At 69.1% G+C, this 12,170-nt stretch carries 9 protein-coding genes; 7 read left to right on the top strand and 2 right to left on the bottom strand.

Features of this window, described 5'->3' with window-relative positions; all coding sequences use genetic code 11:
- Positions 1–50: 50 nt before the first annotated feature.
- Entirely contained in the window at positions 51–626 is a 576-nt protein-coding gene (locus J2X20_RS20885; RefSeq protein WP_310268898.1) for an outer membrane beta-barrel protein, read from the bottom strand.
- Positions 627–866: 240 nt separating this feature from the next.
- On the opposite strand from J2X20_RS20885, the gene J2X20_RS20880 reads away from it, so the two are divergent.
- From J2X20_RS20880 to J2X20_RS20855, 6 genes are all read left to right on the top strand, one after another.
- Positions 867–3,815: an HD domain-containing phosphohydrolase gene (locus tag J2X20_RS20880; protein WP_310268894.1), complete on the top strand. Its 2,949-nt coding sequence runs from the start codon at positions 867–869 to the stop codon at positions 3,813–3,815.
- Between the two features lie 137 nt (positions 3,816–3,952).
- Positions 3,953–6,877 carry a M16 family metallopeptidase gene (locus J2X20_RS20875; protein WP_310268891.1) on the top strand — a complete coding sequence of 975 codons (2,925 nt, stop codon included), beginning with the start codon at positions 3,953–3,955 and terminating at the stop codon, positions 6,875–6,877.
- A 354-nt stretch (positions 6,878–7,231) separates the two neighbouring features.
- Positions 7,232–7,939 (top strand): hypothetical protein, encoded by a 708-nt coding sequence (locus J2X20_RS20870; protein ID WP_310268888.1) that lies wholly within the window; start codon positions 7,232–7,234, stop codon positions 7,937–7,939.
- Entirely contained in the window at positions 7,936–8,661 is a 726-nt protein-coding gene (locus J2X20_RS20865) for a MotA/TolQ/ExbB proton channel family protein (protein ID WP_310268885.1), read from the top strand. Before J2X20_RS20870 ends, J2X20_RS20865 begins: the two co-directional genes overlap by 4 nt.
- Complete coding sequence (locus tag J2X20_RS20860) at positions 8,651–9,073, top strand: ExbD/TolR family protein (protein ID WP_310268882.1); 423 nt, start codon at positions 8,651–8,653, stop codon at positions 9,071–9,073. Before J2X20_RS20865 ends, J2X20_RS20860 begins: the two co-directional genes overlap by 11 nt.
- Complete coding sequence (locus J2X20_RS20855) at positions 9,070–10,530, top strand: hypothetical protein (RefSeq protein ID WP_310268880.1); 1,461 nt, start codon at positions 9,070–9,072, stop codon at positions 10,528–10,530. The genes J2X20_RS20860 and J2X20_RS20855 overlap by 4 nt, the downstream gene beginning before the upstream one ends.
- 15 nt (positions 10,531–10,545) lie before the next feature.
- On the opposite strand, the gene J2X20_RS20850 is transcribed toward J2X20_RS20855, so the two are convergent.
- Entirely contained in the window at positions 10,546–11,583 is a 1,038-nt protein-coding gene (locus J2X20_RS20850) for an ornithine cyclodeaminase (RefSeq protein ID WP_310268877.1), read from the bottom strand.
- Positions 11,584–11,706: 123 nt separating this feature from the next.
- On the opposite strand from J2X20_RS20850, the gene J2X20_RS20845 reads away from it, so the two are divergent.
- Positions 11,707–12,132, top strand: coding sequence for an Lrp/AsnC family transcriptional regulator (locus tag J2X20_RS20845; RefSeq protein ID WP_310268874.1), 426 nt, complete (start codon positions 11,707–11,709; stop codon positions 12,130–12,132).
- The last annotated feature ends 38 nt before the right edge of the window (positions 12,133–12,170 follow it).

Genomic DNA, 12,170 nt, shown 5'->3' with positions numbered 1-12,170 from the left:
GTGTAGGAAGGGCCACCCGCGGTGGCCCTCCTCGATGTGGCAAGGCGGGGTCAGAACGCCATGCGGGCGCCCAGCGACACCAGGCGCACATTCTGGCGTTCGCCCTGGATCTGGGCCCGCGTCGCGTCAACGCCGAGCTCGACGCGGGTCGATGGCGTCAGCGCGTAGTTGACGCCCAGGCCGGCGATGGGCTGGGTCCGGCTCTCGCTGCTGGAGCCCGTCAGTGTGCCGACCTCGGCATTGACCTTGGTGCGCACGCGCGCCACACCCAGGCGGCCGACCAGGCCCCAGTCGGGGCTCAGATGGGCGGTGTAGGCACCGCTCAGCGACAGGGCCTCGGGCCGGCCGCTCAGACCCACGGCACCCTGCGACGCGCGGAACTTGCCGAAATTGGTGTAGCCGCCTTCGACGGCGAAGCCATTGCCGAAGGCGTGGCCGAACATGGCCTTGCCGCCAGCGGCATTCCTGTCGCAGGTCTGGATGCCGCTGCAGTCGGCATTCAGATGGCCTTGGCCTAGGGACAGCAGGCCGTAGTTGTGCTCGGCATTGCTGCCGGAGCGGGTGGTTTGGGCCTGGGCGCCAGCGGCCAGGGCGAGAACGGCAAGACTGAGTGCGATCTTTTTCATGGGGTACTGCTTTCTTCCTAACTTCATTCATCGGAGCGCAGGCGCCGGGTGGGGCGGCTGCGGCGATACGCGACGCGGTCGTCGCTGCAGGCATCCTCAGCGCCTTGAAAAACCCCACATGTAGGACTGGGACACCCATGGGCGACGGACTGCCACGCACCGCCCGCGCCGTGCCGTAACACCGGGCAAGTTCCTCGCCGGACGGTGATACTGGTGCAACGCAGCTGCCAGCCGGGTCTCATGCCGCACATCAAGCCCAAGACGCTTTACATCACGCTGAGCTTCCTGATGGTGGGCCTGGTGGCCCTGGTGTATGGCGTGCTGCTGCTGCACGAGCGTTCGCGCAGCGACGCGCTGATGCTTCAGCAGGCGGGCGCCGCGGCCAAGCGCATCGGCCGCGAGGCGGCGGCGGCCGTCGAGACCGAGCTGAGGCCCGCGCGTGTCAGCGTGGCCCTGCTGGCGACCGGCGGCCTGGGCCGCGCGAGTACGGAGGCCGAGCGCCTGGCCGCCTTGCCGGAGATGGCGGCGGCCCTGCGCGTCAATGCCTCGGTGTCGGCCGTCTATGCCGGCTCGGCCGCTGGCTCCTTCGTGCTGCTGCGTCGCCTGGATGACGCCGGCACGCGCAAGCGCATGGACGCGCCGGTGGAGGCCGTCTTCGGCTTGCAGAGCGTGAACCGCGACGGCGGTTCGGCGCCGCGTGGCAGCTACCGCTTCTACGACGCAGCCCTGCGCGAAGTGCAGCAGCGCGACCGCCCCGAGTACGACTTCGACCCCCGCACCCGGCCCTGGTTCGCGCTGGCCAGCCAGGCCGGCGAGGGCAAGCTGGTGCAGTCGGCGCCCTATCGCTTCTTCACGACGGGCGAGCCCGGCGTGACCCTGGCCCAGGCCCATGGCGGCGCCATCGTCGGCGCCGACGTCAGCCTCAAGGCCCTGGGCGACATGCTGACCAAGCCGCAGATCAGCCGCTCGGCCGAGCTGCTCATCGCTACCCAGCAGGGCGAGATGCTGGCCGAGGCGCGTCGCGAGAAGGGGCCGGCAACGCTGAAGGAGGGCCAAGGCCTGCCGCGCGTCGGCGACGCGGCGTCGCCGCTGATGCGCGAGCTCTGGCAGCGGCGCGATGGCGAAGGTCATCTCACGCCGGTGCAGTCCATTGACGGCCGCGAATGGGTCAGCCATGCCTTGCCGCTGCAGGGCGCCGTGGAAGCCGGCGCACCGTTGGTGCTGCTGATGGCTGCGCCGCGCGAGGAGCTGCAGGCCTTCCAGCTCGAGAGCCGCCGCCACAGCTTCTACATCTCGCTGGCGCTGATGTTGCTGCTGCTGCCTCTGGTTCACCTGTTGGCCGACCGGGTGTCGCGCCCCTTGCGCAATCTGGCCCGTCAGGCCGAGGCCATCGAGCGTTTCGAGTTCGACGGCCCCGATCCCAAGCGCAGCCTGATCCGCGAGGTCGACCGCCTGGCTATCGCGATGACATCGATGAAGCATTCGCTGCGCCGCTTCCTCGACATCAGCGATGCGCTGAGCGCCGAGCGCGATTTCGACACCCTGCTGGATCTCATCCTGCGCGAGACCATCGCCGTGGCGGGCGCCAGCGGCGGTTCGGTGCATCTGCTGTCGGCCGACGGCCAGACGCTGGAGCCGGCGGCCTCGCGTGTGCGCGGCGAGACGACCTCGCGCCGCGGGCTGACCTGGCAGGTGAATGCGCCCGACAGCGTCGCCGCACCGGTGCATGCGCTGCGCTCGAACGCGCCGGTCGAGCTGGACCTGAGCTGGAGCGACCCGGCCCACCTGGCGGCCTACGAGCGTTTGTTCGCGGCCCTGGGCGCCTCACGCATGCGTCTGCTGTCCATGCCGCTGAAAAACAGCGCGCACGAGACCATAGGCACGCTGACGCTGACCTTCCCGCGCGCGGCTGACGGGCCGGCCGAGCCCCTGGGCGCGGCCCGCGTGGCCTTTGTCAGCGCGCTGTCGGGCACGGCGGCCGTCGCCATCGACAACCAGCTGCTGCTGCGCGCGCGCAAGGAACTGCTGGAGAGCTTCATCCAGCTCGTGGCCGGCGCCATCGATGCCAAGAGCCCCTACACCGGCGGCCACTGCCAGCGCGTGCCCGAGCTGACCAAGATGCTGGCCCAGGCTGCCTGCGACGCGAAGGACGGGCCTTACGCCAGCTTCAGTATGGATGCCGACGAGTGGGAGGCCCTGCACATCGCCGCCTGGCTGCACGACTGCGGCAAGGTGACGACGCCGGAATATGTCGTCGACAAGGCCACCAAGCTGGAGACCATCTACAACCGCATCCACGAGATCCGCACCCGCTTCGAGGTGCTCAAGCGCGACGTGTTGATCGAGAAGCTGGAGGCGGAGCTGGGCGCGGCGGGTGCGCAGCGCGCGCGTGCCGCGGCCGCCGCGACCCAGGCCGAACTGGACGCCGATTACGCTTTTGTCGCGACGAGCAACGTGGGCGGCGAGACGCTGGACCCCGAAGCCGTCGCGCGGCTGCGGCGCATCGGCGAGAAGCGCTGGTCACGCACGCTGGACGACAGTCTGGGCCTGTCCATCGAGGAGTTGCGCCGCCAGCCCAAGCCGCGCCCGCCGCTGCCCGCGCCTGAGCGCCTGCTGCAGGACCGGCCCGAGCACATCCTGGCGCGGCCCACCGACGAGCAGCTGAGCGGCGACAACCGCTGGGGCTTCAAGCTCAAGCAGCCCGAACACCTCTACCACCGCGGCGAACTGCACAACCTCGCGATCTCACGCGGCACGCTGACGGAGGAGGAACGCTACAAGATCAACGACCACATCGTGCAGACGCTGAAGATGCTGCACGAGCTGCCCTTCCCCAAGCATCTGCAGGACGTGCCGGAGATCGCCGGCGGCCACCACGAGCGCATGGACGGCAAGGGCTATCCGCGCGGCCTCACCGGCGAGCAGATGAGCCCGCAGGCCCGCATGATGGCCGTTGCCGATGTCTTCGAGGCGCTGACGGCCGACGACCGGCCCTACAAGCCCGGCAAGCGCCTGTCGGAGGCCTTGGGGCTGATGCGGCGCATGGCGGGCGAGGGGCATCTCGACCCCGAACTGTTCGACCTCTTCCTGCGCTCAGGCGTCTGCACGGCCTATGCCCAGCGTTTCATGAAGCCGGCACTGATTGACGTCAGCGACGTCGGCGTCTACCGATCACCGAAGTTGGTCTGACCTCTTTTGTGAATCTTCACCGAGGTCGCCTATAGTGCCCTGGCGAGAGGGGGTGTTTGTTTTGGTAAATTGGTATTACCAATCCGGCTCCCGCGCTGCTCTCAGCGCACCTCAGCCTGCTCGCCCAGGCCATCTCCATGCCCCTCTCTCCTGCCTCGTCGGGCCGCCGCGCGCGCCTGCCAGCCTGGCGCGCCACCGCCCTGGCCGCTGCCCTTTCGCTCAGCGCCAGTGGCCTGTTTCTGGCGCCTGCGGCCCGGGCGCAGCAGGCGCAGGCATCGGTCCCGGCCGTCGCGGGCCCGCTCTGGGGGCACGAGCAGGTTCAGCGCGCGCCCGACCCGGCGGCGCGCTTCGGCCGCCTGCCCAATGGCCTGCGCTATGCCCTCCAGCACAACGAGACGCCCAAGGACGGCGTCGCCATGCGCATGCGCATTGGTGCCGGCTCGCTGCAGGAGCGCGACGGCGAGCAGGGCCTGGCCCATTTCCTGGAGCACATGGCTTTCCGTGGCAGCGCCAAGGTGGCGGACGGCGAGGTGGTGCACATGCTGCAGCGCCAGGGTCTGAGCTTCGGCGCGGACACCAACGCCTTCACCGATTTCGATCAGACGGTCTACCACTTCAACTTCCCCAAGGCCGACGCCGCCGCGCTCGACACCGGCCTGATGCTGTTCCGCGAGATCGGTGAGCATCTCAAGCTCGACGCCCAGCTCATCGAGCAGGAAAAGGGCGTCGTGCTGTCCGAGGAGCGCACGCGTGACGTGCCTGGGATGCGTGCCTTCGTCGCCGAGCAGTCGCTGACGCTGGCGGGCACCCGCGTGGCCCAGCGCCTGCCCATCGGCCGTATCGACACCGTCCAGGCCACCACGGTCGACAAGCTGCGCCGCTACTACCAGGCCAACTACCGGCCCGACAACGCCACGCTGATCGTCGTCGGCAACATCGACGTCGATGCGGTGGAGAAGCAGATCCGCGAGCGTTTTGCCGACTGGAAGGCTGCCGGCAAGCCGGATGCGCTGGACCTCGGCGCCGTCAAGCCGACGCAGCCTGCCGCCGAGTTCATCGCGGACGGCGCGCCCGACAAGCTCTCGCTGACCTGGCCGACGCCGCCCGACATGCGTCCGCCGACGCTGGCTCTCAGCCGCGACGTGCTGGTGCAGCAACTGGCCGCCGGCGTGCTCAACGTGCGCCTGGCCGACCGGGCGCTCAAGCCGGGCAGCCCCTTCCTCGGTGCCTTCGGCATGAAGCTGCCGCGCCTCTACAAGGTGACGGGCCAGGCCCAGCTGAACGTGATGGCGCCGCCGGAGAAATGGGCCGACGCCCTGGACGCGGCCACCACCGAGCTGCGCCAGTTGCAGGCCCAGGGCGTGCAGCCGGCCGATCTGCAGCGCCTGCTGCCGCTGATTCGCAGCTCGTTGCAGGCCATGGTGGCCCAGGCGCCCACGCGCCAGAGCGCAGCCATTGCGGACGGGCTGATCAATGCCGTCCACTACGAGGGTATTTACCAGAGCGCCGAGCAGGCGATGGCAGAGGCAGAGCCGATGCTGGCGTCCGTCAAGCCCGAGGAACTGACCGCCGTGCTGCGCCGTGACTTCAGCGGCCAGCCCCTCATCTTCCGCAGCGCCAAGGCCGGCGCGGCCGGTGCGCCGATGCTTTCGGCGAAGCTGGCCCAGGCCCTGAGCCGGCCGCTGGAGGCGCAGGCCGCAGCGGTGGCGGTGACCTGGCCCTACGCCGACTTCGGCGCCGCCAGCGCCATCGTCAGCAAGACGACCGACGCCGAACTGGGCAGCACCACGCTGGCCTTTGCCAACGGCAGCCGCCTCGTCATCAAGCCTACCGCGCAGGAGAAGGACAAGGTCATCGTGCAGGTGCTGGTGGGCCAGGGCATGGCCGGGCTCAAGCCCGAGCTGGTGCCCGCCAGTTGGACCCTGAACATGTTCCCGCTGGGCGGCACCGGCCGGCTCTCGCTGGCGGAAGTGGCGCAGTGGCAGCAGAGCAGCGGCGTGCTGGCAGGCTTGACCCTGCAACTGGACAGCCGGCGCATCCTGCTGGTGGGCGAAACCCGCCCGGCCGACCTCAAGCCCCAGCTGCAACTGCTGGCCGCCTTCGTGCGCGACCCGGGCTTCCGTCCGGAGATGGGCGAGAAGCTGGCCGGCGTGGCGCCGATGATGGCCAACCAGTTCGAAACCTTGCCTGGCATCGTCTATGCCCGAGAGCTGTCCAAGGTGATGAACAACGGCGAGTCTCGGCTGGGCGGCGTGCCCACGGCGGCCGAGCTGCTGGCGGCCAAGGCCGACGATGCGGCGGCCATCCTGCGCCCGGCCTTCGCCGGCGCGCCCGACGTGGTCGTCATCGGCGATGTGAGCGAGGAGGCGGCCATCGCCGCCGTGCAAGCCACCTTCGGCGCCGGGCCGGCACGCCCGCGCCTGCCGGCGGTGCCGCTGAAGGCCACGCCGCCGGCCGATGGCGGCGCGGCCCACGTGGCGCTGCACAAGGGCCGCGCCGACCAGGGCATGCTGGGCTGGCACTGGCCCATGCCGGACCAGTGGACCGACGTGGCGCTGTCCAACACCGGCCGCGTGGCCGCCACGCTGCTGCAGACGCGGCTGGTCGACGTCGTGCGGGAGAAGCTGGGCATCACCTACGCGCCCAGCGCCGGCGGTGGCGGCAGCCTCGATGTGGCGGGTCAGGGCAGTTTCTTCGCCCAGATCGAGACGCCGCCCGAGAAGTTCGAGGCCTTCCGCGAGGTGCTGCGCGCCCAGCTCAAGGCATTGGCTGCCGAGCCGGTCAGTGCCGATGAACTGCTGCGCGCCAAGCAGCCCATGGTCGAGCAAAGCCGCAAGGCGCCCGAATACAACGGCCACTGGGCCTACTGGCTGCAGCGCATCCTCGTCGAGCCGCGCATGAAGACCATGATGCAGCGCGAGACGGCCAACCTGGAGGCCGTGACGGCCGAGCAGGTGCAGGCCTTCTTCCGCGACCGCATCGCGGCACGCGCACCCATCGAGGTGGGGGCGCGGGCTGCCGAAGCGGGCGGACCGGCGGCTGCGCCGACGAACGCGAAATAAGGCGGCAAAAAAAAGCCCGCACGACGGGTTCAACAGGGAGACGAAGGCATGGCGGAACAACGGCAATCGCAGCCGGGCAGCGCGGGGCGCATCCTGCTGGCCGCCGCGGCGGTCGCGGTGGTTGGCGCAGGGGTTTGGCTTTCCAGGCGCCCACCCTCTGCCGAGGCACCGGCCCCGGCGGCCGTGCAGGCGCCGGCCAGCGGACCCGCGGGCGCGGCCAGCGAGACCGGGAGCCCCGCCTCGGTGGCCGCGGCCTACACGGTGTCATCGGCGTCGTCGGCGTCGTCGGCGCCCGCTGTGCCGACTTGGATACAGCAGCGGGCTTCGGAAGCGGCTGCGGCGGCGCTGGAAAAATTGCGATCCCCCGCCGAGGCGCTGCGCAAGGTGCAGGTCGGGCTCAACGGCGGTACGCCCGAGGAGGCTCTGGAGGCAGCCCGCACACTGCAGGAGTGCTGGATGACGGCGGGTTCCGCCGAGGCCATGTATGCCCTGCGCGACCGGCCGGACCAGGTGCCCGAAGCGGTCAGGAAGGCGATGGACAACCAGGGCGGCGTCAACCAGGCGATCAAGTTTGCCGAGGGCCAGGCCCGGCGTTGCCAGGTCTTCGACCCAGCCACCATGAGCCGGCGCCTGGAGCTGTTCCAGCGCGCTCATGCGGGAGGCGCCGAAGGCGCGGCCACCGAGTACCTGTCCGCGCTGCAGAGTCCCCTCGAAAAGCAGAAGCCCGACCCGGCCCTCGTCGCCAAACTGCAGGCCGATGTCCGCAATGCGGCGCTGGCCGGCGACACCCTCGCGCTGCAGCATCTGCGCCTGGCGAGTGGGGAAAGTGCGAGCGGCCTGGGCGTCACGCCGATGCAGCGCGACGCCTACCACACCGCCTGGAAGACCATCATGGACGAGCGCTACCCGGGCGTCGCGGACATCATCGAAAAGGCCATGCAGCCCTTCGCCCAGCCCGCCTCCGCGCCCGCGCTGAGCACCGCCGAACAAGCCGAGGCGAACGCCCTGGCGCGGCAGATCGTCGAGACCTGGCGGCGCAAGCGCAAGGACGGCAAGCCATGAACCTCATGAAACGAATCGCTTTCTCACTCGGCGCCATCAGCCTTCCCGGCCTGGCCTTCGCCGTCGAAATCAACCTGGCCGAGCAACTGGCCGAGGGCGGCGCGGCACTGCTGGTCACGCTCGGGCTGTCCATCCTCTTCCTGGCCGTGACCATCGAGCGCCTGATCCACCTGCGCGCCCGCGCCGTGGTGCCGGGCGACCTGGCCGAGCGCATCCAGCCGCTGTGGGCGGCCCATCGTTTCGACGAGATCGAGCAGATGCTGGCCGATGACCGCAGCGCGCTGGCGCGTGTGATCGCCTTCCTCGTCGCCCATCGTCAGCAGCCCTATGCCGTCGTCAGCGGCGCCGCTGGCGACATCGCGTCGATGGAGCTGCGCAAGCACCAGCAGAAGGCCTATGCGCTGGCCATCGTGGCCACCGTGGCGCCCATCGTCGGCCTGCTGGGCACGGTGCTGGGCATGATCGACTCATTCCATGTGATCGCCTACGCCGAGGGCATGGGCAATCCGGCCCTGCTGGCGGGTGGCATCTCCAAGGCGCTGGTGAATACCGCGGCCGGCTTGACGGTGGCCCTGCCAGCCCTGGGCATGCACCACTATTTCAAGCACCGCCTGGCGACTTTGGGCCTGGCGCTGGAACAGCAGGTCAATGCGCTGATCAACCAGCGCTTCCTGCCTCAGCCGGAGGCGCCGGTGCTGAGGGTGGTGCAGCATGCGCATTGACCTGGGCGAAGATGAAGCGCCCGAGATCGGCCTGATCGCGCTGATCGACTGCATCTTCTTCCTGCTGATGTTCTTCATGGTGGCGACCTCGTTCAAGCAGCCCGAGGGCGAGAAGCCGCAGAAGGAGCTGCCGGTCACGCTGCCGCAGGCGCAGATGAGCCTGGACCGCGTGGGCGCGGGCGCGCCACCGCTGACGATCAGCGTCGACAAGCGCGGCAAGCTCTACGTGGACGGCAGCGCCGTGTCGGTGCAGGGCCTGCACGACCGCCTCAAGCAGGAGTCGGCGGGCAACCCCGGCCGCCCCATCCGCATCGACGGCGACGAGATGGCGCGCTACCAGGACATCGTGCACGTGCTCGACCTGTGCCAGTTCGAGGGCTTCACCAAGATCTCGATGCACACCCGGCAATGACGGCGGAATTGCACCGCTCTCCGCTGCTGTGGCTGATCGCGGCCGCGGGCAGGCAACTCGCGCGCCGGCCCTACCTGTCGCTGTCGGTGGCCCTGCATGCGGCGTTGTTGGCGCTGCTGTATGGCTTCGGCAGCTACCAGTTGGCGCTGAGCCAGGGGGCGTCCGACGCGGTCGAGGTGGCGTCCAGCCTGCGTGCCACCCACGAGGCCGGCACGGCCAAGCGCCTGCAGGACCTGCAGACCATCAAGGAGCTGCTCGAGAAATCGGCAGGCCGCGACGAGAGTCCGCCCGGGCCGGGCCCTGCCGCTGAGCCGCCCCCGCAGACGCCGGAGGAAGCGCTGGCGCGAGCCCGTGAATTGGCTCGGAAGATCGAGACGCTCGACAAGGAAATCCAGGCCGAGGAGCTTGCGAAGCTGACGGGCCCGCCCAAGGCGCTGCCGGCCGACGAGGCGGCGTCATCCGTGCCACGGCAGCCCACAGAGCCAGAGGCCGGCGGCAACGCGGCGTCGCGGCCCGGCGAAGTCGCTGAGGTGCAGAAGCGACCGGCGCCGCCCGGCGCCGAAGCGTCAGGCGCGTCGGCGCCGGTCACCGCCGAGACAGCTGCAGGCGAAGTCGCCGAACTCGAGGCCAAGGCCCGCGCCACGCTGGCCAAGCGGCTGAAGCGCCTGGAGGCCAAGCAAAACGGCGTGCAGGTCGAAGCGGGCAAGAAGGGTTCCGGCGAGGACGGCACTGGCAACGGCCCGGCGGCAACGCCTGCCGGAAGCCGCAAGTCGGAGACGGCGCGCGCCGAGATCGCCGAATTCGTCGGCAGGACCGTCGAACAGACGACGAAGTCGAGAAGGTACACCGGTTCCGATTTCTTCGACCACGGCAATGCGCAGATCCCGGCGCTCGATGCATCGAGCCTGGTGCGCGGCCACGGCCGCATGTTCGGCGCGGGCGGCGAGTACGCCAATCGCGTCTACTTGAACAGCTGGTACCTCATCGGCCCCTTCGCCGGCCGGCATGAGGCGGGACTCTTCGACAACCCCGCGTACCCACCCGAGAAGGCCGTGCTGCTGGACGCGGTGTACTACGGCAAGGACCAGCGCGTGCTCCGGTGGCGCTATGTGACCGCGCAGAGCTATCCGCTGGTGCCCCCGGATTCGGTCCCCGATTCGGTCTACTACGGCTACACCGAGGTATCCGTCGACCAGGACTGCGACCTGACCGCGTGGATAGGCGCCGACGATGATGTGCAGGTCTACCTGAATGACCGTCTGGTGTGGAAGGGCGGCAACGTCAACAAGCAGTCCTACTTCGACGCCATCTTCAACCGGGACCAGGGCTATCTGCGCGACTACAACCGCACCGAAGGCAGGCGCGTCCTGCACTTCAACAAGGGCCGCAACAAGCTGTTCTTCAAATTGTCCAACGGCCCCAACGGGGCGTTCCTGTCGATGGTGCTGACACGCTAGACCCGACGCTCGACCTCACGCGGCCTGCAACTGACCGCTGAGGTGCAACTCGCCGAACAGGTCCTTGGGATCAGCCATCTGCGGGATCAGGTCCAGCGGTGCGCCCAGGCCCAGTTGCCGTGCCATGTCGTGCAGCAGGCGCAGGGCGGAGAAGTCCTCCAGCGCAAAGCCCACGGAATCGAACACCGTGACCTGTTCGCGCGACTCCCGGCCTGCGGCTTCGCCCGCCAGCACACGCCAGAACTCGGTGACGGGGAAGTCGGCCGGCATCTGCTGCATGTCGCCTTCTATGCGCGACTGCGGCTCGAACTCGCAGATGACGCGGGCCATCTCCAGCACACCGCGGTGCAGTTCGGTCTTGCCGGGGCAGTCGCCGCCGACGCCGTTGATGTGCATCCCCGGCTCGATCATGTCCGGCGTCAGGATGGTGGCGTTGGTCTTGTCGGCGGTGACGGTGGTGACGATGTCGGCGCCCTTGACGGCCTCGGCGGTGGAGGCGCAGACGGTCAGCGTCAGGCCCGGCGTGCGGCTCAGATGGCGCACCAGCTTGGCCGTCGCAGCGGGATCGATGTCGTACAGGCGCAGCTCGCGGATGCCGAGCAGATGGTGGAAGGCCAGGGCCTGGAACTCGCTCTGGGCGCCGTTGCCGATCAGGGCCATGACGCGGCTGTCGGGGCGGGCCAGGCGCTTGGCCACCATGACGGAGGTGGCGGCGGTGCGCATCGCGGTGGTCAGCGTCAGCTCGGAGAGCAGGGCGGGGGCGCCTGTGGCGACGTCGGCGAGCACGCCGAAAGCCATCACGGTCGGCAGACCGAAGCGATGGTTTTTGGGGTGGCCGTTGACGTATTTGAAGCTGTAGAGGCTGGCGTCGGCGATGGGCATCAGCTCGATGACGCCGTCGGGCGAGTGGGCGGCGACGCGGGGGGTCTTGTCGAATTCGGCCCAGCGCAGATAGTCGGATTCGAGGTTGGCGACGAGGCGGCGAAGTAAATCGGGAAGTCCGACGCGCTGCACGATTCGAGCGACGTCTTGGGTGGTGAGGACGGTGGTCATGAAGGTCTCCGAAAGTCGTTGAAGCGATTCTTCCGAGGCGGCCTGCCAAACAGAAGCGCAACTCCTGCTCAGTAATGCATGCCAATTTGGCAAAATGGCACTGGAAATTGACATTTTGATCAAATGGACGCTCTCGACCAACAACTCCTCGCCCTGCTGCGCACCGATGCCCGTGCCAGCGTCGCCACCCTGGCGGCCAAGCTTAAGGTCTCGCGCGGCACCGTCGCCAACCGCATCGCGCGGTTGGAGGACAGCGGCGTCATCACGGGCTACACCGTGAGGCTACGGCCTGACTCGGTGCCCGACGAGATCACGGCCTGGATGAGCATCACCGTGGATGGCAACCGCACGCGGGAGGTGGTGTCCATGCTGTTGGGCGAGCCCGGCATCACCGGCCTGTTCGACACCAATGGCCGCTGGGACCTGCTGGCCGAGATCCGCAGTTCCAGCCTGCAGGAGCTGGCCGACGTGCTGGAGCGGGTGCGCCTCATCAAGGGTATCGCCGGCACCGAGACCTCCATCCATCTGCAAAGCTACAAGCTGGCTTGATCGGCCTCGGTTATCGTGCGCCGCGCTTCTCCGCTATC

This window comes from Roseateles saccharophilus (assembly GCF_031458095.1).
Classification (GTDB): Bacteria; Pseudomonadota; Gammaproteobacteria; order Burkholderiales; family Burkholderiaceae_C; genus Pelomonas; species Pelomonas saccharophila_A.
This window is presented reverse-complemented; position numbering and strand designations above follow the sequence as displayed.

Bases quoted from the DNA above. Each gene is read 5' to 3' on its own strand.
- J2X20_RS20860 (WP_310268882.1), top strand. From the start codon at position 8,651: ATGCGCATTGACCTGGGCGAAGATGAAGCGCCCGAGATCGGCCTGATC.
- J2X20_RS20845 (WP_310268874.1), top strand. From the start codon at position 11,707: ATGGACGCTCTCGACCAACAACTCCTCGCCCTGCTGCGCACCGATGCC.
- J2X20_RS20865 (WP_310268885.1), top strand. From the start codon at position 7,936: ATGAACCTCATGAAACGAATCGCTTTCTCACTCGGCGCCATCAGCCTT.
- J2X20_RS20850 (WP_310268877.1), bottom strand. From the start codon at position 11,583: ATGACCACCGTCCTCACCACCCAAGACGTCGCTCGAATCGTGCAGCGC.
- J2X20_RS20885 (WP_310268898.1), bottom strand. From the start codon at position 626: ATGAAAAAGATCGCACTCAGTCTTGCCGTTCTCGCCCTGGCCGCTGGC.
- J2X20_RS20880 (WP_310268894.1), top strand. From the start codon at position 867: ATGCCGCACATCAAGCCCAAGACGCTTTACATCACGCTGAGCTTCCTG.
- J2X20_RS20855 (WP_310268880.1), top strand. From the start codon at position 9,070: ATGACGGCGGAATTGCACCGCTCTCCGCTGCTGTGGCTGATCGCGGCC.
- J2X20_RS20875 (WP_310268891.1), top strand. From the start codon at position 3,953: ATGCCCCTCTCTCCTGCCTCGTCGGGCCGCCGCGCGCGCCTGCCAGCC.